General features: G+C 64.5%; 21 protein-coding genes and 1 tRNA gene. 14 read left to right on the top strand and 8 right to left on the bottom strand.

The annotated features are described in order from the left end of the window. Positions 1–31 precede the first annotated feature (31 nt). Complete coding sequence (gene galU, locus O6W96_RS17320; protein WP_353470707.1) at positions 32–904, bottom strand: UTP--glucose-1-phosphate uridylyltransferase GalU; 873 nt, start codon at positions 902–904, stop codon at positions 32–34. 147 nt (positions 905–1,051) lie between these two features. On the opposite strand from galU, the gene wecB reads away from it, so the two are divergent. Both wecB and wecC read left to right on the top strand, forming a co-directional pair. Continuing rightward, a complete protein-coding gene (wecB, locus tag O6W96_RS17315; RefSeq protein WP_353470706.1) occupies positions 1,052–2,194 on the top strand; it encodes a non-hydrolyzing UDP-N-acetylglucosamine 2-epimerase in 1,143 nt (380 codons plus the stop codon). Beyond that, a complete protein-coding gene (wecC, locus tag O6W96_RS17310) occupies positions 2,184–3,503 on the top strand; it encodes a UDP-N-acetyl-D-mannosamine dehydrogenase (protein WP_353470705.1) in 1,320 nt (439 codons plus the stop codon). The genes wecB and wecC overlap by 11 nt, the downstream gene beginning before the upstream one ends. On the opposite strand, the gene O6W96_RS17305 is transcribed toward wecC, so the two are convergent. Continuing rightward, a complete protein-coding gene (locus O6W96_RS17305) occupies positions 3,460–4,452 on the bottom strand; it encodes a M48 family metallopeptidase (RefSeq protein WP_353470704.1) in 993 nt (330 codons plus the stop codon). The genes wecC and O6W96_RS17305 overlap by 44 nt on opposite strands. 198 nt (positions 4,453–4,650) lie before the next feature. Between O6W96_RS17305 and O6W96_RS17300 the strand changes: the two genes are divergently transcribed. Next, positions 4,651–5,451 (top strand): metallophosphoesterase family protein, encoded by an 801-nt coding sequence (locus tag O6W96_RS17300; protein WP_353470703.1) that lies wholly within the window; start codon positions 4,651–4,653, stop codon positions 5,449–5,451. Between the two features lie 176 nt (positions 5,452–5,627). Then, positions 5,628–5,855, top strand: coding sequence for a hypothetical protein (locus O6W96_RS17295; protein ID WP_353470702.1), 228 nt, complete (start codon positions 5,628–5,630; stop codon positions 5,853–5,855). Positions 5,856–6,287: 432 nt separating this feature from the next. Here the strand turns inward: O6W96_RS17295 and O6W96_RS17290 are convergent, their stop codons facing one another. Together O6W96_RS17290 and rpsU are read right to left on the bottom strand one after the other, a co-directional pair. After that, positions 6,288–6,860 carry an FKBP-type peptidyl-prolyl cis-trans isomerase gene (locus O6W96_RS17290; RefSeq protein ID WP_353470701.1) on the bottom strand — a complete coding sequence of 191 codons (573 nt, stop codon included), beginning with the start codon at positions 6,858–6,860 and terminating at the stop codon, positions 6,288–6,290. A 131-nt stretch (positions 6,861–6,991) separates the two neighbouring features. Continuing rightward, positions 6,992–7,198 (bottom strand): 30S ribosomal protein S21, encoded by a 207-nt coding sequence (gene rpsU, locus O6W96_RS17285; RefSeq protein ID WP_055878578.1) that lies wholly within the window; start codon positions 7,196–7,198, stop codon positions 6,992–6,994. A 177-nt stretch (positions 7,199–7,375) separates the two neighbouring features. Here rpsU and cysS point away from each other — a divergent pair, with 177 nt between their 5' ends. The 4 genes from cysS (at position 7,376) to O6W96_RS17265 (ending at position 11,605) form a co-directional block, all read left to right on the top strand. Then, the gene (cysS, locus tag O6W96_RS17280) at positions 7,376–8,806 is read left to right on the top strand and encodes a cysteine--tRNA ligase (protein WP_353470700.1); all 1,431 of its coding nucleotides are present in this window, start codon (positions 7,376–7,378) and stop codon (positions 8,804–8,806) included. A gap of 229 nt (positions 8,807–9,035) precedes the next feature. Beyond that, entirely contained in the window at positions 9,036–9,974 is a 939-nt protein-coding gene (locus tag O6W96_RS17275) for a D-2-hydroxyacid dehydrogenase (RefSeq protein ID WP_353470699.1), read from the top strand. Between the two features lie 98 nt (positions 9,975–10,072). Further along, positions 10,073–11,446: a class II 3-deoxy-7-phosphoheptulonate synthase gene (locus O6W96_RS17270; protein ID WP_353470698.1), complete on the top strand. Its 1,374-nt coding sequence runs from the start codon at positions 10,073–10,075 to the stop codon at positions 11,444–11,446. Positions 11,447–11,530: 84 nt separating this feature from the next. Beyond that, positions 11,531–11,605, top strand: a tRNA-Glu gene (locus O6W96_RS17265). Positions 11,606–11,777: 172 nt separating this feature from the next. Here the strand turns inward: O6W96_RS17265 and O6W96_RS17260 are convergent. Next, positions 11,778–11,996, bottom strand: a complete 219-nt coding sequence (locus O6W96_RS17260; protein WP_353470697.1) for a hypothetical protein — start codon at positions 11,994–11,996, stop codon at positions 11,778–11,780. 267 nt (positions 11,997–12,263) lie between these two features. Between O6W96_RS17260 and O6W96_RS17255 the strand changes: the two genes are divergently transcribed. The 3 genes from O6W96_RS17255 to O6W96_RS17245 all read left to right on the top strand — a co-directional run bounded on the left by O6W96_RS17255 (position 12,264) and on the right by O6W96_RS17245 (position 14,290). After that, positions 12,264–12,767: a TIGR02594 family protein gene (locus O6W96_RS17255; protein ID WP_353470696.1), complete on the top strand. Its 504-nt coding sequence runs from the start codon at positions 12,264–12,266 to the stop codon at positions 12,765–12,767. Between the two features lie 63 nt (positions 12,768–12,830). After that, positions 12,831–13,643, top strand: a complete 813-nt coding sequence (locus O6W96_RS17250; RefSeq protein ID WP_353470695.1) for a hypothetical protein — start codon at positions 12,831–12,833, stop codon at positions 13,641–13,643. 128 nt (positions 13,644–13,771) lie between these two features. Then, the gene (locus O6W96_RS17245; protein ID WP_353470694.1) at positions 13,772–14,290 is read left to right on the top strand and encodes a hypothetical protein; all 519 of its coding nucleotides are present in this window, start codon (positions 13,772–13,774) and stop codon (positions 14,288–14,290) included. A 306-nt stretch (positions 14,291–14,596) separates the two neighbouring features. Here O6W96_RS17245 and O6W96_RS17240 read toward each other — a convergent pair whose 3' ends face one another. Both O6W96_RS17240 and O6W96_RS17235 read right to left on the bottom strand, forming a co-directional pair. Beyond that, entirely contained in the window at positions 14,597–15,022 is a 426-nt protein-coding gene (locus O6W96_RS17240; RefSeq protein WP_353470693.1) for a hypothetical protein, read from the bottom strand. Positions 15,023–15,293: 271 nt separating this feature from the next. Continuing rightward, complete coding sequence (locus O6W96_RS17235) at positions 15,294–15,830, bottom strand: TetR/AcrR family transcriptional regulator (protein ID WP_353470692.1); 537 nt, start codon at positions 15,828–15,830, stop codon at positions 15,294–15,296. A gap of 54 nt (positions 15,831–15,884) precedes the next feature. Here O6W96_RS17235 and O6W96_RS17230 point away from each other — a divergent pair, with 54 nt between their 5' ends. From O6W96_RS17230 to O6W96_RS17220, 3 genes are read left to right on the top strand one after another with little or no spacing between them, the layout of a single operon-like run. Next, positions 15,885–16,415, top strand: a complete 531-nt coding sequence (locus tag O6W96_RS17230) for a carotenoid oxygenase family protein (RefSeq protein ID WP_353470691.1) — start codon at positions 15,885–15,887, stop codon at positions 16,413–16,415. Continuing rightward, entirely contained in the window at positions 16,415–16,618 is a 204-nt protein-coding gene (locus O6W96_RS17225) for a carotenoid oxygenase family protein (protein ID WP_353470690.1), read from the top strand. The genes O6W96_RS17230 and O6W96_RS17225 overlap by 1 nt, the downstream gene beginning before the upstream one ends. Beyond that, entirely contained in the window at positions 16,615–17,280 is a 666-nt protein-coding gene (locus tag O6W96_RS17220) for a VC0807 family protein (protein ID WP_353470689.1), read from the top strand. Before O6W96_RS17225 ends, O6W96_RS17220 begins: the two co-directional genes overlap by 4 nt. A 162-nt stretch (positions 17,281–17,442) precedes the next feature. On the opposite strand, the gene O6W96_RS17215 is transcribed toward O6W96_RS17220, so the two are convergent. Then, positions 17,443–19,845, bottom strand: a complete 2,403-nt coding sequence (locus tag O6W96_RS17215; RefSeq protein WP_353470688.1) for an ABC transporter permease — start codon at positions 19,843–19,845, stop codon at positions 17,443–17,445. Between the last annotated feature and the right edge of the window lie 9 nt (positions 19,846–19,854).

Below are 19,854 nucleotides of genomic sequence, written 5' to 3'. Positions count from 1 at the left end.
GTCCGGGGTGACGGATGGGTGATGGCCCGGTTCAGCCCGCCAGCAGACCCTTGGCGAACTCGCGCACGGCCGGACCGATGTCGGCGCGCGACAGCGCGATCGCGAGGTTTGCCTGGATATAGCCCGCCTTGTCGCCGCAATCGTAACGCTGACCGTCGAAGGTGAAGCCATGGAAAGGCTGGTTGCCGATCAGCTGCGCCATCGCGTCTGTCAGCTGGATCTCCTCACCGGCGCCCTTCTCCTGGTTCTCGAGGATACGCATCACGTCGGGCTGGAGGATATATCGGCCGGGAATCATCAGGTTCGACGGCGCCGTGCCCTGCTTGGGCTTCTCGATGAGAGCCATGACTTCGGTCAGCCGGCCATCGATCGCACCGGGCGAGATGATGCCGTATTTGTCGGTCTCCGAATCGGCGACTTCGAGCGCGCCGATCACATTGCCGCCGACCTGATTATACGCCTCGACCATCTGCTTCATAAAACCCGGCTTGCCGACCATCAACTCGTCGGGGAGCAGCACCGCGAACGGCTCGTCGCCGACGATCTCGCGCGCGCACCACACCGCATGGCCAAGACCCAATGGCTCCTGCTGGCGGACATAGACCGGCGAACCCGGCTTCATCCGGATATGGCTGATCGCGTCGAGCGACTTGCCGCGCTCGCGCATCGTATCCTCGAGCTCGTACGAGATATCGAAATGGTCCTCGAGCGCTCCCTTGCCGCGACCGGTCACGAAAATGATCTGCTCGATTCCCGCTTCCAACGCTTCCTCGACCGCATATTGGATCAAGGGCTTGTCCACGACGGTCAGCATTTCCTTGGGCATCGACTTGGTCGCCGGCAGAAAGCGCGTGCCCAGCCCTGCGACGGGAAATATGGCCTTGCGAAGCGGTTTGATCGTCATTCGGAACTCCAATTGGGTCGTCAGGGTCTTTTGGTTGCACCGCAGCATTTACCGGTCGTTACGGGTCCACGCAATTCCAGTCACCCGATCCATGAAACGCTGTACCCGGTTAGCGCGTCATTAAATATCGTCAGCTAGGGAGGTTCCATGTCCAAGATCCTCGTCATTTTCGGAACGCGCCCCGAAGCGATCAAACTCTTTCCGGTGATCCGCGCGCTGGTGGCAACCCCTGGCCTCACGGTGCGAACTTGCGTCACGGCGCAACATCGCGGGTTGCTCGACCAGGTCCTCGCTATCGCTGATCTGTCCCCCCACATCGATCTCGACCTGATGGAGCCGGGCCAGACGCTCGATCGCCTGACCGCACGCCTACTTACCGGGCTCGGCGACGTGATGGATGCCGAGCGGCCCGATCTCGTCATCGTCCAGGGCGATACCGCAACCGCGATGACAGGTGCGCTCGCCGCCTATTACCGCAAAATACCGGTCGCACATGTCGAAGCAGGGCTGCGGTCGGGCGACATCTACCAGCCTTGGCCCGAGGAGGTGAACCGCCGCATCGTCGCACCGATCGCCGCGCTGCACTTCGCCCCGACCGAGACGGCGGCGGAGGCGTTGCGGCGCGAGACGATCCCCGCCGACACGATCCACGTCACCGGCAACACAGTGATCGACGCGCTGCACTGGACCGCGGACCGCGTCGCGGCGGATCCTGCACTCGCGGCAGGTCTCGATGCCATCGCGGTACGGTTCGCGGGCAAGCGGATCGTCCTGGTCACCACGCATCGCCGCGAGAATTTCGGCGACGGCATGGCGGCGATCGCGCGCGCGATCGGCCGGATCGCCGAGCGTGACGACGTCGCGGTGCTGTTCCCCGTCCACCCCAATCCCAACGTCGTCTCGGTGATGGACGCGATCCTCGGCGACCGCGCCAACGTCGCGCGGATCGAGCCGCTCGATTACCCGCATTTTGTCCGCGCGCTCAGCATGGCGGAGATCGTCCTGACTGATTCGGGTGGCGTGCAGGAAGAGGCTCCGGCCCTCGGCAAGCCCGTGCTCGTGATGCGCGAGACGACCGAGCGCCCGGAGGGCGTCGCCGCCGGCACCGCCAAGCTGATCGGCACCGACGAAGACCGGATCGTGTCCGAAATCTTCACGCTGCTCGACGACCCCGCGGTATATGCCGCGATGGCGTTCGCCCATAACCCGTTCGGGGACGGCCATGCCGCGGCCAGGATCGCCGAGACCATCGCAGAAACACTCGCAAAGGGCGCCGGGCATGCTGTCTGATACCAACCTTAACGTCGTCGTGCTCGGGCTCGGCTATATCGGCCTTCCCACGGCGGCGATTATCGCGCGGACCGGCGCACAGGTGCTCGGCGTCGACGTGACCGAATCGGTCGTCGAGACCGTCAATTCGGGCCGCGTCCATATCGAGGAGGTAGACCTCGACGGCCTCGTCTCCGGCGTCGTCACGCGGGGCACATTGCGCGCCTCGACCGCGATCGAGCCCGCGGACGTCTTCGTCATCGCCGTGCCGACACCGTTCGATGCCGATCACGCGCCTAACATCGGTTACGTCCTCGACGCTGCGACGACGATCGCGAGCGTGCTGAAGACGGGCGATACGATCATCCTCGAATCGACCTCGCCGGTCGGCACCACCGAGAAGGTCCGCGATCTGCTGGCGACCCTGCGCCCCGATCTGCGCGTACCGGGCAAGACCGGCGACCAGGCGGACATCGCGATCGCCTATTGCCCGGAGCGCGTGCTGCCCGGACGCATCCTGGTCGAACTGATCGACAATGACCGCGTCATCGGCGGGATCACGCCGCGGTGCGCGCGCAAGGCACTGACCTTCTACCGCCGGTTCGTGCGAGGCGCCTGCGTCACTACCACCGCGCGCGCCGCGGAAATGACGAAGCTCACCGAGAACGCGTTTCGCGACGTCAACATAGCATTCGCCAACGAATTGTCGCTGATCGCCGACACGATGGGCGTCGATGTCTGGGAGGTGATCCGCCTCGCGAACCGCCATCCGCGCGTGAACATCCTTCAACCTGGTCCCGGCGTCGGCGGGCATTGCATTGCGGTCGACCCGTGGTTCCTGGTCCACGCCGCGCCCGACCAGACGCCGCTGATCCGCACCGCGCGCGAGGTCAACGACGGCAAGACCGACCACGTCATCGCGCAGGTCGCCGCGCTCGTCGAGGCGACACCAGGCGCAACGGTCGCGTGCCTCGGCCTCGCGTTCAAGGCGAACATCGACGACTTCCGCGAGAGCCCTGCGCTCAAGGTTGCCGAAGCGGTGGCGCGCCAGTTCGGCGATCGCGTGCGGATCGTCGAGCCCTATGCGCAGACGCTGCCCGCCGTGCTCGCGGATACCGGCGCCACGCTGATCGACGTCGATACCGCGATCGAGACCTGTTCGATCATGATCGTGCTAGTCGACCACGACGTGTTCAAATCGATCCCGCTCGAAGAGCGCGCGGACAAGGCGGTGATCGATACGCGCGGGATCTGGCCGGATCAGCCGCGCGCGTCGGGGCTGCCGGTCACCGCAGCGGCACGTCTCGAGTCGCAACGACTGGCGGGATGATCGGCCGCGTCGAAGTCGCAGCGATCGCGCGCGCGGCGACTTCGAGCACCTCGGCGCGGGCCTTGGACGAGGCATGCGTGCGACTGCGGAACAGTCCGCCGTCGATCGTGCCGCCCTTCTGCCGCCAGAATTTGGGCGCCGACATAGGATCGTACCCGGCATTGGCGAGCAGGTAGATCCCCAGCAGGTCCGCCTGGTCCTCGGTCTCGCGGATCAACCGGCCGTTGCGGCCGAGTTCCGCCAGTAGCCCCCGATTGATCTTCGCGGCGTCGAGCCTGTCGCGGTGGCGCAGGATGTTGTGCGCAAGCTCGTGCGCGACGACGACCGCGATCTCCTCGTCGGTATAGCTCTCGAAGAACCGCTCGCCGATCTGAACGATCGCGCCGTCCGCCGTCGCGCCAAGCCCGCTGCCGAGCAGGATCTCGAATCGCGAGCGACAGCCGGTGACCGGTTGCACCGCGATGGGCAGACGCCGTCCCGCCCGCAGGACAGTAAGCCGCAACGGCTTGCCGATCGGTGCCGCCGCGATCACCGCCTCCGCCGCATCGCGCGCGCCCGCGCCCTCGGCCGCGTCTGTGCTCGGCAGCCCGGGTTGCTCGGTATCGTTGATCGCGACGATCGAGTCGTTCGCACGTATTCCCGCCCGATCCGCCGGTGCGCCCGCCACGACCGCCTCGACCCCGATCGTCAATTCGAACCCGAACGCCTTTGCGGCGGACTGGCGTGCAGAAGGACCATATTGCGTGAGCGCATGGATCGGCATGCCGACCTGTGGTTGCTGCCGATCGCACAACGCGGCGTTGGCGGTCGTCAGTCGGTAGGCGATCGTTGCAAGGCGGAGATCGGCGGCACGCAGCGTCTCGAAGAATGCGGCATCGGGCGCCTCTTCCTTGGCGGGGGACGCGGCAGTGAGCAGCAGGAGCGGCAGCAGGCGGGTGATCATCGACATGGACCTCCCTTAGCCATCGCGCACCGCCGCGTCATGCCGCATAGGCACCGATCGTATACGGTCCTTCGTCCCCGTCCCCACCGGCGTCCCCGTCGGCGCGGGAACCCCAGGGACACGTTGCGACCTACCGCCGAACATCCTATGCGACCGCGCGTTCGATCACGTCTCGTACATCTTCCCCTCGCCATCGATAGCAGCATGATTTCAAAGCTTTTCAAGTCCCGTAGCAGCGCCAAAACGAACCAGCCCAGCATCCCCGACGGCCGCCGTGTCTATGCGGTGGGCGATATTCACGGCTGTGCGGACCTGCTGGACGAACTGATCGGCCTGATCGAGGCGGACGAGCGCGCGCGCGGCCCTGCAGAGACTACTCTCGTGTTCCTCGGTGACATCGTCGACCGCGGCCCAGCCTCTGCCGCCGTGATCGACCGCCTGCGCCATCTTGCCGCCACGCGCGCCGACGTCCGCTTCCTGCTCGGCAACCATGAGGAAATCTTCCTCGGTGCGCTCGACGGCGAACCCAAGGCGCTTCGCCTGTTCTGCCGGATCGGCGGCCGCGAAACCATCCTGAGCTATGGCATGGACGCAAAGGAATACGAGCGGCTCGACTATGAAGAGCTCGTCCACCGCATCGACGTACTCGTGCCCGACGAGCACCGCGAATTCCTGCGCCGCTTCGAAGATATGATCGTGATCGGCGATTATGCATTCGTGCATGCCGGGGTCCGCCCCGATACGCCGCTCAACCTGCAGCGGACGTCCGACCTGCGCTGGATCCGCGATCCGTTCCTCGATCATCGCTCGACGCTCGAAAAGACTATCGTCCACGGCCATACGGTAAGCGACGCAATCGAGCGACGCAGCCACCGGATCGGCATCGATACGGGCGCCTATGCGTCGGGTCGACTGACGGCATTGGGCATCGAGGGCGCCGAGACATGGTCGTTGCAAACTGCAGCCGATCCCGCGACCGACGGTCCGCTGGTCGGCGAGAAATAACCTAGGCCAAGCAAACTGTCGCTTTTACCGTGGTTTGGGATCGGTATAAGGTTTCTGCGGTAGTGTGTTGCACTGCCGCAACGGTGCGAAACCCTTCGCGGCGTTATCCAGACCTCGGTTGCCTCGGCGGCGGTTTCGTGCCAATGCCGGGCTGACGAGCACAAAGGGAGTTCATCATGCGTCTTGGGAAATATATCCTGACCGCAGCAGCAGCCACGATGGCAGTTGCTCCGGCCATGGCAGCACCGGCCACTTCGTCGGCTACGGTTCGTGCAGGTTCGGTTTCGGCCGACAAGAACGAACTCGCTGGCGGCGGCATCATCGTTGCGGTTCTCGCAGCGGCTGCAGTTGTTGCCGGTATCGTTATCGTTGCAGACAACGACGACGATTCGGACAGCAACTAAGTCTTACGACTTTAGTCCGAGAAATAGCGGTCTTCGGGCCGCTATTTTTTTGCCTGCCGTAGATGCGGAACGGGCCGACCGCCGCCCGCGGCAACGCAGTATTTCTCTCGCCGATCCCACATCGTTCGCGTTGCAGAGATGCGGGCGCCGACGACTCGTGCGTAGAAGCCGGCCCTATGACACCGGTCCATTCCGCTGATCGTTTCCGGCCGAACCGATATGACGATCGACCACACGCAAAGCGCGCAACGCCCGCTACCCGGTCGAAGACGTAAGCCGAGATCGGTTTTGATACCGCACCGAGGGCTCTCAGGCAGCCGGTCGCCGACCTGCCGATCACCACATCCGATCCAACGAAAAACGCGCCCGACGGATGACCGCGGGCGCGCTTTCGAAACGATCAGGCAGGCCGGCGAGTCCGCCGGCCGTAGATCACGGCTGAGGCTGGCCCGGCGCACTGCCCGGCATCCCGCCCGGAGCGCCACGACCCATCTGCGCCTGCGCCTGCATCTGCTGCACCACGCTCTGCGGCAGGAAATCGAGCAGTTCGACGTCGAACACCAGCGTCGAGTTCGCAGGAATAGGCCCGGTCGCCTTGTCGCCATAGCCAAGCGCCGGCTTCAGCCAGAAGCGATACTTCGAGCCCTTCGGCATCAGCTTCAATGCCTCCGAGAAGCCCGGAACGACGCCGGTCACGGGCATCGGCGTCGGCTGCTGCGACTTGTCGAAGGTCGTGCCATTCAGCAGCTTACCCTCGTAGTTCACCAGCGCGACATCGGCATCGGTCGGCTTGGCCGCCCCGGGCTTGCCGGGTGTGATCACTTTGTACTGCAGCCCCGACGCTGTCACGACCACGCCCCTGGCGCGAGCATTGCGCGCCAGGGGATCGTCACCCTGCCGCGCGAGCGCGACCGCGGCGATCAACGCAAGCGCGATACCGACCCAAAGATAGACGAGGTAGCTGCGTTTGGTAGGCTGCAACGGTACTGCGGTGACGGTCGACATCGGATCAGGCCCCGGTCATCTGGTCACGCCGGAGCGCCGTGCGTGCCGTTGGAAAGCAAACGGGGGCGCCGATCACGACACCCCCCGAAACTATCGGCCTACCCGCGTGCCGGGCGTGGCCGACCAAATTCTTACCGTGCGCCGTCGCGCTCTGCGCGCTTGCGGTCGAGCTTGCGCGAACGACGGATCGCTGCTGCACGCTCGCGTGCGCGCTTCTCCGACGGCTTCTCATAGTGCCGGCGCAGCTTCATCTCGCGATACACGCCTTCGCGCTGCAGCTTCTTCTTAAGCGCGCGAAGGGCCTGGTCGACGTTGTTGTCGCGTACGATGATCTGCATAAACCCGTTTAGCTCCGGTCGAATAGATTTTTGCCGTCGCGAATAGGTCCGCGCCGCATGAACTTGGGCCCCTATCAGGGGAGGGGCGGGGTTTCAAGCCAAACCGCGCGCCCCCTGGGTCGGCACACGACTTTGCCGCCTTTGCGGCGAGGCAAATGCGCCGCTAAGAGCAGCCGCATGACCCGCATCCCCCTGACACTATATAATAGCCTCACGCGCCAGCTCGAGACCTTCCAGCCGACCGATCCGACCGATGTCGGGGTCTACACCTGCGGGCCGACCGTCTATAACTATCAGCATATCGGCAACATGCGCGCCTTCCTGTTCGCCGACACGCTGGGTCGCGTGCTCCGGTGGAAGGGGTGGCCGACGACTCACATCATCAACATCACCGATGTCGGGCACCTGACGTCCGACGCCGATGTCGGTGACGACAAGATGGAAAAGGCCGCCGCCGCGCAAGAGCGGTCGATCTGGGAGATCGCAGCCTATTATACCGACGTGTTCAAACGTGACGTCGCGCGCCTCAACATAGTACCGCCGGCGCGCTGGGCAGTCGCGACGGATCATATCGCCGAGATGATCGCGTTCGCCGAACAGATTGCACCGAAGCATTGCTACGCGCTCGACAGTGGGCTGTATTTCGACGTGGCGACGGTGCCGGACTATGGCCGCCTCGCGCGTGCCGGCACCGACGATATCGAAAGCCGGATCGAGCCCGTCGCGGGCAAGCGCAATCCGCAGGACTTCGCGATCTGGCGCACCTCTGCGCCCGGCGAGAACCGCCAGATGGAATGGGACTCGCCCTGGGGGCGTGGGGCGCCGGGCTGGCATCTCGAATGCTCGGTGATGAGCAAGCATTATCTCGGCGCGCATTTCGACATCCACACCGGCGGGATCGACCACCGCGAGATCCACCATCCCAACGAGATCGCGCAGAACCAGGCGCATTGCGAGTGCGCGGATACCGGTGCGAGCGTCTGGATGCACAACAACTTCCTGGTCGAACGCGCGGGCAAGATGTCGAAATCGTCTGGGCAGTTCACGACGATGCAGACGATCGTCGACCGCGGCTTCCACCCCCTCGCCTACCGTCTGATGTGCCTCCAGGCGCACTATCGCAGCGAGCTTGAATTCTCCTGGGAGAACCTCGCGGCGGCGGCGATCCGGCTGAAGCGGATGGTGCAGGCGGTCGAGACGTTGCGTGCTCGCGAGCCCGGCGGTCCGTCGGGCAGCGCGCATGCCTATGCCGATCGACTGGAAGAGGCGGTGTCGGACGATCTCGCCACACCGCGCGCGCTGCCGATCCTCGACGAGTTGCTCGCGGACAAGCGAGTGGCGCCTGCCGACCGGATCGCCGCGCTGGACGATTTCGATGCGGTGCTGGGGCTGAACTTGGCCACGATCAGCCGCGAAGACCTGCGCATGCGGCCGACAACCGCAACTGTCAACGAAGCGACTATCGCCGCGTACCTTTCGGATCGCCGCAACGCCCGCGCCGCGAAGGACTTCGAACGCTCGGACGCGATTCGCGACGAACTCGCCGCCGCGGGTGTCGAGGTGATGGACGGCGACTCGCTAGGCTGGGATTGGAAGATCGCGCTCTAAGAAGCCCGACCAGCTTCGCCGCTATTCGATCCTCCCTCGCAAGGGGGAGGTGGCTGGCCCTTGCCAGACGGAGGGGGAGGATAGGGCAACCTCTGTCCCGTATCCTTCCCCTCCGTCTCCTTCGGCGCCCCCCACCCCTGCCGGGGGGGGATGGAGAAGTCGCACGCGAACCGACCCGTGCCCATCCCTCGCAACTTGACATGCTCCGCCACCGGGCGATGGTCCCCGAATGAAAGTCGTCCTCCCAGCCGCCGCGCGTCCGCTCCTCGAACCGCATCTCCCCGCGGACCTCGACGTCGCCTGGTTCGCCAAGCCCGCCGACGCCAACGCGATGATCGTCGACGCGGACATCGCCTGGGTCGACATGCAGCCGACAGAACTCGTCGCCGACGCAATCCGCCACGCCGGACCAACTCTGAAATGGGTCTCGACGATCTACGCCGGGCTCGACGCATTTCCGCTCGATACGCTGCGCGACAACGGCGTCACCCTGACCAACGGTGCCGGCATCAACGCCGTCGCGGTCGCCGAATACGCCGTGATGGCCGTGCTCGTCGCCGCCAAGCGCTTCGACGCGGTCGTGCGCGCCCAGGACCGCCACGAATGGCTGAAGGACGCGCCCGGCAAGACCGAACTCGCCGGCACTAAGGCGCTCGTCATCGGCTATGGTACGATCGGCAAGATGATCGGCGACCGCCTGACCGCGTTCGGCGTGGACGTGACCGGCGTAACCCGCACGGGCCGCGATGGGACGATCGGTCCGGATGCATGGCGCCATCGGCTCGGCGAGTTCGACTGGGTCGTCCTTGCCGCCCCCTCGACCGGCGCCACGCAGGCGATGATCGGCAGCGACGAACTTGCGGCGATGAAGTCGTCCGCCTGGCTGATCAACATCGCGCGCGGCGACATGATCGACGACGACGCACTGATCGCGGCGCTGACTGACGGCGGCATCGCCGGCGCGGTGCTCGACCCGACCAACCCCGAACCCCTGCCGCCCGAGCACCCGCTCTGGTCGGCGCCGAACGCCATCGTGACGATGCATCTGTCGGGTCGCAGCCAGACCACGATGTTCGCGCGCGGCGCCGCGCTGTTCCTCGAAAACCTCGCTGCGTTCCTCGCCGGCAAGCCGATGAAGAACGTCGCCGACCTCAACGCGGGCTATTGAAACCGGCTGCGATACCCGCCCCAAAGCTTTACTTCATTGCGCGAAAAGGCGTTTTCCCGCATGGCCAGCCCTACAATTCATCAATCGGACGACATGATATGGCCGCGAACTGGGCCCCCGACAGCTGGACGCGTCACGAAGCACGACAGCTCCCCACCTATCCCGACGCCGCCGCGCTGACCGCCGCGACCGACCAGCTGGCCACATTTCCGCCGCTCGTCTTCGCCGGCGAAGCGCGCAATCTGACCGCGTCGCTCGCCGAGGTCGCCGCCGGCAAGGCGTTCCTGCTCCAGGGTGGCGACTGCGCCGAGAGCTTCGCCGAGCATAGCGCGAACAACATCCGCGACACGTTCCGCGTCATCCTGCAAATGGCCGTCGTGCTCACCTTCGCGTCGAAGCTCCCGGTCGTGAAGCTCGGTCGCATGGCGGGTCAGTTCGCCAAGCCACGCTCGACCGATACCGAGACGATCGGCGGCGTCGAGCTGCCGTCGTACCGCGGCGACAACGTCAACGATATCGCCTTCACCGCGGAATCGCGTGCGCCCGACCCGCAGCGGATGATCCGCGCCTATTCGCAGTCGGCGGCGACGCTCAACCTGCTGCGTGCGTTTGCGCAGGGCGGCTATGCGAACCTGCATCAGGTCCATCGCTGGACGCACGACTTCATGGGCCGCAGCCCATGGTCGAAGAAGTACGCCGAGACCGCGGACCGGATCGGCGAGGCGCTCGAGTTCATGGCCGCCTGCGGGATCGATCCCGAGACCGTGCCGCAGCTCGCGCAGACGCATTTCTACACCAGTCACGAGGCGCTGCTGCTCCAGTACGAGCAGGCGTTGACCCGGCAGGATTCACTGACCGGCGACTGGTACGACACCAGCGCGCATTTCTTGTGGATCGGCGATCGCACGCGCTTCGAGGGGTCTTCGCATGTCGAATACCTCCGCGGCATCGGCAACCCTATCGGCATCAAATGTGGACCAAGCCTCGAACCAGACGCGCTACTCCGCATGCTCGACACGCTCAACCCCGGCCGCATCCCCGGCCGGATGACGCTGATCACGCGCTATGGCTATGACAAGATCGAGGCGAACCTGCCCCGCCTGGTCCGTGCCGTCACGCGCGAGGGCCATCCGGTGGTCTGGAGCTGCGACCCGATGCACGGTAACGTCGTCAAGGCCGCCAACGGCTACAAGACGCGGCCGTTCGACCGCATCCTTGCCGAAGTCCGCGGCTTCTTCGCAGTCCACCGCGCGGAAGGCACGCATGCCGGCGGCATCCATACCGAGATGACCGGCCAGAACGTGACCGAGTGCACCGGCGGCGCGGTCGACGTGACCGAACAGTCGCTAGCCGATCGCTACCACACGCACTGCGACCCTCGCCTCAACGCCAGCCAGAGCCTCGAGCTCGCCTTCCTCCTGGCGGAGATGCTCAACGAGGAAATGGCAGAGCGCAAGAAGGTCGCCGCCTGAAGAAAATACCGCGGGCGTCCAGGAATGTGCGGCAAGCGTCTTGACGCCCGCCACCCCATTCCGTAGACGCCCGCATCTGCTAACGGCCCCTTCGTCTAGCGGTTAGGACGACGCCCTCTCACGGCGTAAGCACGAGTTCGATTCTCGTAGGGGTCACCATTCTCGAAGCAATTAAGCCGGCTGGTTTCGGCAACAATCCTAACTTCGGTAACGGATCGGGTTTAACCGCTGTCCGGGGATATGTTCGATGGCGCCGTTACCATGTTTGTCGCCGTACGGCGGCAGCATTCGGGCGCTGGTTGCAGCGAATTCCAGCTGATCCGTACTGTCCTTACCGGACGCCGAACCCTGCCCTGCTGTTTTCGCCATCGTCGGTCCGCTCGCGACCGGCCAACACATTCTCCAACTCGGACAGCGAATGCGGCACGTCGATGTGCTGCGCCCCGAGGAACAGGCGCGATCCCGTACCCTCGGGCACCGCGTGGGTCAGCTTGTCGATGTCTACTAGCGCCCTGCCTGCGGGCAGGATCTCGATCTGAACGAATCGCATGGTCGTCTCCAATGTCGCGTCCTGCATCACGAACGCACGAAGGGTAACGAACGGCTGCACCCGAAAGCTGCGCTGCGCGTTGGAGCGCCGAGGAGATGATCATGATCGACGATCCGAAAACCGACGACGCGTCCCCGGCCGACGAGGCGGAGGAGATGGAGAAGGTACAGGAGGACGCTGCCAAAGAGCGCGAGGAAAACGGCGGCTATCAGTAGGCTGGCGTGCCTCGCGGTTACTCCACATGTGCAGGACTGAGGCGAGATCAGAGTGGCGAACGAGCCGAAGTGGCTGAGAGCGGCGCGGGCTACGCTAGGTACCAGAGAAGCGGCGGGATCGGCGAACAGCGCGACCATCCTTGGTTGGGCGAAGCGTATCGGTACGAAGGTACTGGGCATGATCTACAACGCCGACAGCGTGCCGTGGTGCGGCGTTTTCGTCGCGTACTGCCTGCAGGAGGACGGAATCGAACCGGTTGCGATTGCCGTACGTGCAACGTCGTGGTCGACATGGGGTCAAGCGCTCCGACCTGAGCGCCTCGCCCCCGGCGCCGTGCTGGTGTTCGAGCGACCGGGTGGCGGCCATGTCGGCTTCTACGTTGGCGAAGACGCGAAGGCATATCATGTCCTAGGCGGCAATCAGGGGGATGAGGTCACGATCGCGCGGGTCGCCAAGGAGCGGTGCATTGCACGACGATGGCCGGCAGACCGCGCAGTGATCGGCAAGCCGGTGCAGATGGCGGCGAGCAGGCCGATATCCATCGACGAAGCATAGCCGAATCAACCGTACCTTAACCCTCGGCGGTTACCGCACAGAGATCCGTCGAAGGGATCTGCGATGAAGCGCTTCTTGTCTTGCCTCGTACTGTTGGCGATCGCCCAGCCTGCCTGGGCGAGTGGCGATGATGCACCCTATTACGGTCCGATGAAGCGCTGGCACGGTATCGGCGTCCAAACCGGCTACAGAGATCGAACCGAGAAGGACGGATCATGGCGCATCGATGCTGCGATACACGGTCGGACGGATGCGATCGATATGGCCCTGTACCGGGCCGCAGAGCGTGCCCATGAGCTCGGCTACCGTTACCTATTTCTGTTGGGTGGCAACGGCTCGAAGTCGCCGGGCCAGGATATGGCAACGGTCTACGCCCGTCCGAGCCATGAAGCTGTGCCGCCTACCGGTTGCCGTTCCAAGAAGCGGACGACCTGTTACACGGCGGACGTGCTCGAAATACTGCGCATCCTCGGCGGCCCCGACGGATCCCAGCCCGGAGTGCCTATCCTGGCCGGTCGAGATGAGTTCGGCCGGGAAGTGTTCTCGTCAGGCTATGGGACCGGCGGTGTATCATCGCTGCTCCCGGGCGGCATCGTGCGCAGCCAGGTGACCACGATCGTCGATGGCAGGCTACGCATTCGCGGCGGGCGCCCTCCGGAAGTTCGGCCTGGGTTCGTTCCGGTCGCCGTTCCCACGGTTCCTGCGCGCGTGACAACCGGGGCGGTGGCCCCTCCAGCGTTCAGGTATGCGCGACCCGGTGTTCAACAGTCCCCCTCCCCCGAAGTGCAGATCAACGAGCGTTTCGAGCGAGCATTGAAGGCAGTCCAACCCGTGCACGGCAGGGATCCCAACCTCGGCTGGACGATCAGCGACTGATGACGCCGGCCCGCAAACGACAGCCTATTCAGGGTTACCGGGTCGCTAACCTTCAATATTTGGAACGATAGGCCTTCGGTGCGGCTTCTAGGTTCATCTGCAACCCCTGTCCTCGACTGGATTTGACGATGAGCACGAACCTTGTATCCGCCGTTTTCGATAGCCATTCCGAAGCAGAGCGCGCCGTGTCTGAGCTGCGCGCCGCCGGCGTCAATGACAGCGCGATTTCCATCGTCGCCCAGCATGATGGCAAGAACACGACGACGGACGGCAGTGGCGACACGCAGGAGTTCGTCGGCAAGGTCGCGGCTGGCGCGGGCATCGGCACGCTGCTCGGCATCGCTGCGCTTGCCATTCCGGGCGTCGGTCCACTGGTTGCTGCTGGCGCGATCGCCTCCGCTGCCATCCCGGCCGCGGCAGTCACCGGCGCGGCGCTTGGCGGTGCCGTCGGAGGTCTGGAGAAAGTTATGACCGACCACGGTGTCAGCCGCGTCGATGCCAGCTATTATGAGGGCCGCATCAATGAGGGCGGCGTGTTCGTCTCGGTCGACACTAGCGCCGCTGGCGTCAGCCCTGAAGCGGCGGCGGATATGCTCTACCGGTCAGGCGGACACACCTCGACGCGGACCAAGGTCACAATGGCCTGAACTTCGACTTTTTCTAAGTCGATCACAGACGGGCGTCCCGATTGCGGGGCGCTTTAGTCTGTTGGAAGCCAGCTTTCGCATGTCAGCAGGAACAATGCGCCGAACAGTTCGGCCACACTGCGCATCATGAAACCGGGGATCCGATCAGCAGGACGCCGACCAACACGAACCCCGGACGCCTGAGTTCCCTTGTGCAGTTCAGTGCAATCTGCGGTTTACGATCGAGCCGGGGAATTGATCTAAGCTCGAAAAACCCGTTCTCGACGGTCGGGCCGCTTCCCCTGCATTCCATCTCCGGACGGTCGTTCATTCGGACTGAACAGGATCGTCATCGAGCGTGGCAACTCCCATCAACGGATGCATGACGAAGGTCCAGCCGTCACCGCCGACAATCATCAGGCGAAGCGATTGACGATCCGCAGTGCCAAGCAGCGATGCTGCTCCCGACGAAGCCGGCAGAATGACCGTCCTGCCATCCTGAAGAATGCCGGTTGCCCAGCCACGCCGCCCATTGCGAATCTCGTTGGCAAGCCGCTCGAGCGCCGTCTCGAGCGCCGTGCGCGCACGTTTTCCCGTGACCCATGCATAGCCGACTGCCCCCGATTCCGGCGGTGCTACCAAGGGTTGGCTGGGAACTTGAGACGGCTGTTTGACAACGCGGCGGGATTTTTCCTTCGGGGTATCAAGAGGACGCACACCCTCCATACTCATCATGCGCGCAAACTCATCCATCGCTATTCCTTCAGTGGTAACGCCAGGAGCGCATGGGCTTGACCACTGGTTCCTACCGAATGAGAGGATGGCTCAGGCGCCCAAACTACGCAGGAGATGCTGGCCGTCGAACTAAACAAGGCGAGCGTCTGTTTTTCGGTATTCAAGCCAACCTCCCGGCGGCATCATGTAGCTATGCCTGCGTGCCCAGGCGTCTGACATCTGTGATCCTAGACCTTAAGCCTTGCCCCCACCGACGGCCATCTCGATACGGGAATGCCGGGTGCTCGTGTCATCCTTGAACAAGCGTATCGATAAGGTGGTCTTCGGCGGGCAGTTGCCCATCGAGCATGAGCATGGCGAGACCATGAACCAGCGACCAGGATCGTAGCGCGCCAGTCTCCACTTGATCCGAACCGGCGTCAGTCGACGATGCCGCTGCGGCATTGGCGCGCAGCATCCGTAATGCCTCGATTTCTTCTGTCGCTTGCAACTGCGCTGACGACGTGAATATCAGTCGGAAGATTGCGGGGTTGGCGAGCGCAAACCGCACATACGCCCGGCCAGTCGCCGCAAACGCAGCAGCGCCGTCCTTGCCGGTCGCCGCATCTCGCTGAGCGATCGCGAGCCTGTCCAGCCCCTCGCGGGCCAGCGCACGCATCAGTGCCGCCTTGTCGGGAAAATGCCGGTAAACCGAGGTCGCGCTGACCCCCACCTCGCGCGCCATCTCGCGCAGCGACACGCCTTCGACGTCCCGTTCCGCCAGCAACCGCAGCCCAACCTCGATTAGCGCCGCGTGCAAATCGCCATGATGGTATCGTTTTTCCATGTTGACACCGTTACCTTGTCGCCTATGATCACGGTGTAAACATTGGAGGTGGGCATGGCTAGCGTTCTGACGCGAATTGATGAGGGGACCGCGAAAGCGCAGCAAACGGCTAGCCCCTTTCTGTCGGGCATTCACCGGCCGATGGAGGAAGAACTGACGCTGACCGAACTAGAGGTACGCGGCACCATCCCTCATGCGCTGCGTGGTCGCTATCTGCGGACCGGGCCGAACCCGATAGCCGCCGATCCCGCATCGTATCACTGGTTCACCGATGACGGTATGGTGCATGGCTTGGCGATCCGGGACGGCAAAGCGATCTGGTATCGTAACCGCTGGATCGGATCGCGCAGCAACGCTGTTGCTCGCGGAACGGCGCCGGCACCGGGGCCGCGACACGGTCCCAGCGACACCGTGAACACCAATATCGTCGATCTGGGCGGGCGCGTCTTTGCGGTCGTGGAGGGTGGTAGCTACCCGGTCGAACTGTCCGAGACGCTGGACGGGCAGCGCTACACCGATTTCGGTGGATCGCTCGCCGGATCGTTCACCCCGCATCCCCACCGCGACCCGCTGACCGGCGATTAGTGTTCTTACCCGCGCGCGCGAAAGCGGATGAAGACGAGGGGTGGCTGATCGGCTTCGTTATCGACGAACCCAGCGATACCACCGACCTAGTCATCCTCGATGCGCACGCATTCCAGGGCGCTCCGGTCGCCACGATACGCCTGCCGCACCACATTCCGCCGGGCTTTCACGGCAACTGGATCGACGGGGGAGACGCACAATGAACACGATCGTCACGACCATGAAGGACCGCGCTGCAATGAAGCGTCAGACCGGCAGCCGTATCGGCCTTCTTGCCATCGAAGCCGGCATCAATTTCGGGCTGCCGCTGCTGATCTACGAGCGGGTAGCGCCGCAGTCGGGCGATGTGGTCGCGCTGATGGCGTCTTCGCTGCCACCCTTGCTCTGGTCGCTCGTCGAATTCGCCCGCCAGCGTCGCGTCGATGCGCTGTCGATCCTCGTACTGGCAGGCATCGCGCTGTCGCTGCTCGCCATGCTGGGAGGCGGATCCGTCCGCTTCCTGCAATTGCGTGAGAATCTCGTGTCGGTACTGATCGGCCTCGTATTCCTTGGCTCGGCCGCGATTGGCCGTCCTCTGATCTATCAGCTTGCCCGAGCGGGTCTGGCTCGCAAGTCGCCGGACGAGGTCGCTGCGTTCGAGGCCAAGCGCGACACGCCCCGCTTTCGCCGCGTGATGACGATCATGACGCTGGTTTGGGGGATCGGCCTGCTTGCCTCGTCCGCACTTGCCTGCGTGCTCGTCTTCATGCTCAGCATTCACGATTACATGCTCGTCAGCCCGTTCGTCGGCTACGGTTCGATGGGTGCGCTCGCGCTTTGGACGGTCTGGTACAGACGTCTTGCCCAACGTCGCGCAGCACGTTGAGACACCGGGATCTTCTCTCAGACGGCCCATAACTGGGCGCTCAGCCGGCCCATCAGCTCCCCGTCCAGTCGCGTCACATCCATCAGACCGTTGGCGTCACGGTGGTTGGCTACTTTGGCATGCCATTGCATTCCCGACATCAAACCCGCCCGCTTCATTTTGCTAGAACTGGCGCAGTGCGCGCGCGGGTTCGGCCCGTGCGACGCGCCACGCCTGGCTGGCAACCGTGGCTGCGGCGATAGCAAGCGCGAGCGCACTGGCGGCGACGAAATAGACCGGCGACAGGGGGATCCGGTCGTCGAACCCACTCAGCCAGTGCGACATCGCGAACCATGCGATCGGCCACGCGATCACGTTCGCAAGGAGGACCGGCTTGAGGAACTGGACCAGCAGCAGCCGCATTACGACGCTGGTCGAGGCCCCCAGCACCTTGCGGATACCGATCTCCTTGACCCGCCGCATCGTATCGAACGCGGCCAGACCATAGAGCCCAAGGCACCCGATCGCGACCGCCAGCACTGCGCCCGTCGAAAACAGCCGCGACCGCTGGACGTCCTGGCGATAAAAGGATTCGTACAGTTTCTGATCGACCGTCGTGGCGGCCGGCGGAACCGCCGGCGCGACGCGGCGCCACGCCGTTTCCAGACGTTCCAGAACGACGGTGGGATCGACCGAGGTACGGATCACCACGATGGCGCCGTAACCACCGCCGGGCCGATAGCTGTAGGCGAAGGCCTCGACCGGGTCGCGCGGCGAACCGAAGCGCATGTCGGCAATCACACCAACGATCCTTACCGTGCCGCTGTCGAGCGAAACGATCTGACCAATCGCTTCGTCGGCTCGTGTGAACCCCAAGCGTCGAGCAGCAGTACGATTGAGCATGATGTTCGCCACCCTGCCCGCCAGGGCCTTGCGCCCGGTGTCGCCGTTGCCGATGTCCAGCGCGAAACGATCCGGATCGAAGACCCGACCTGCCAGCAGCCGGGCTCGGTAGGTGTCGAAGAAATGCTCCCCGACCGTAGCCTGGACGATCATCGGCGGCTCGCCTGTCGCGCCCGCGCGTTTCATCTTGGCGATCGCGAATGTACCGCCGCCGGGCACGACACCGCTCGTCGTGATGCCTGCAACCCCGCGGGTCTGGCGCATCGCATCGACCAGCCGGGCACGTTGCCCCGGATCGAGCGCGGGATCGCCGTAACCGCTCATCATGATCAGGCCGTCGCGCCCGAAGCCGATATCCGCCTGCTGAACGTGCCGGGTCTGAGCGAACAGCACCGCCGTTCCGATCATCAGCGCGACGGCGATGCCGAACTGGGTGACTACCAGCGCCTTGCGCAGTCGTGCGCCCGCGCGATCCCCTCCGGGGGTCCGGGCCGCGGCAAGTACGCCCGCAGCCTGAAACCGCGATATCACGAAGGCCGGGTAGAATCCTGCGAGCAACGTCACCAGCACAGTCATCGCCACGAGCGGCGGCAGGATCGACCCGGCCCCCCAATAGGCGATCGAAAGGTCGGTGCCGCCGATCGCGTTGACGAACGGCAGCGCGATCTCGGCAAGCGCCAGCCCGATCAACGCCGCCAGCGTCACGGCGGCAAGTGCCTCGCCGAGCAATTGCCCGATCAGCATCCGCCGGGTCGCACCCACGACCTTACGCATCGCGATCTCTCGTGCCCGGAGTCCGGCGCGCGCGGTCGCGAGATTGACGTAATTGACCACCGCCAGCAACAGCGCGACGATCCCCACTCCGCCCAGCACGGCAACAACTGTGCCGACCCCTTGGCCGGCAAGGTGGCGCCCGGAGAGCGGCACGATGCCTTCCTTCAGGAATTGACGCGCTTCGGGATTGAAACCGGGATCGGGATGGCGCCGCATGAATGCACCGATCCGATCCGCCGCAGCGTCGGGGAGAGCCAGAAACGTCACGACACCATTGCTGGTAGATCGGGAGTCGTCGGTGAGTTCGGCCGGGATCGCCGCGAACAGGACACTGGCGTACGTCTGGTTCTTCGGCAGGTCGGCGATCACTGCCCCAACCCGGTAGACGCGCGCCTTCCCATCGATCGCGACGGCCAGCGTTCGTCCGAGCGCACTTGTCCTGCCGAAATACGCCTCCGCGACGCTTTGGGTGACGACAATCCCATCCGGGCGAGCGAGCGTGCTCGCGGTATTGCCCTCGATGACGGGAAACGGAAAGATTCGAAAGTAATCGTGGTCGACCAAGGCCAGTTTGCGCGTCGTGCTCGTGTTCCCGGTCAGCACCGTCGCTGTGTCGTAAGACGTCATCCGCGCCGCGACGAGATCGGGGAACGCCGCCGCCAGTTGACCGGAGAGTGTCGGCGAGGACGGAATCTGCACCTCGGGGTTGCCGGGAAACTGGATCGTGCGCTCGATCGTCCAGACCCGCTCCCATCCCGGCAGCACGCGGTCGTAGTTGGTCTCGAACCGGACGAACAGCATCAGCACCAGGAACACCGCGATGCCGAGCGCGAGCCCGCCGATGTTGAGGATGGCGTACAGCCGATGCCGGGTGAGCGAACGGTACAGCGTCAGGAAGGCCGAGGACATCGATCCGCC

It is taken from the genome of Sphingomonas faeni (assembly GCF_040407495.1).
Taxonomy (GTDB): domain Bacteria; phylum Pseudomonadota; class Alphaproteobacteria; order Sphingomonadales; family Sphingomonadaceae; genus Sphingomonas; species Sphingomonas faeni_D.
The sequence above is the reverse complement of the archived record's forward strand: the minus strand, read 5'-3'. Positions and strand labels throughout refer to the sequence as shown.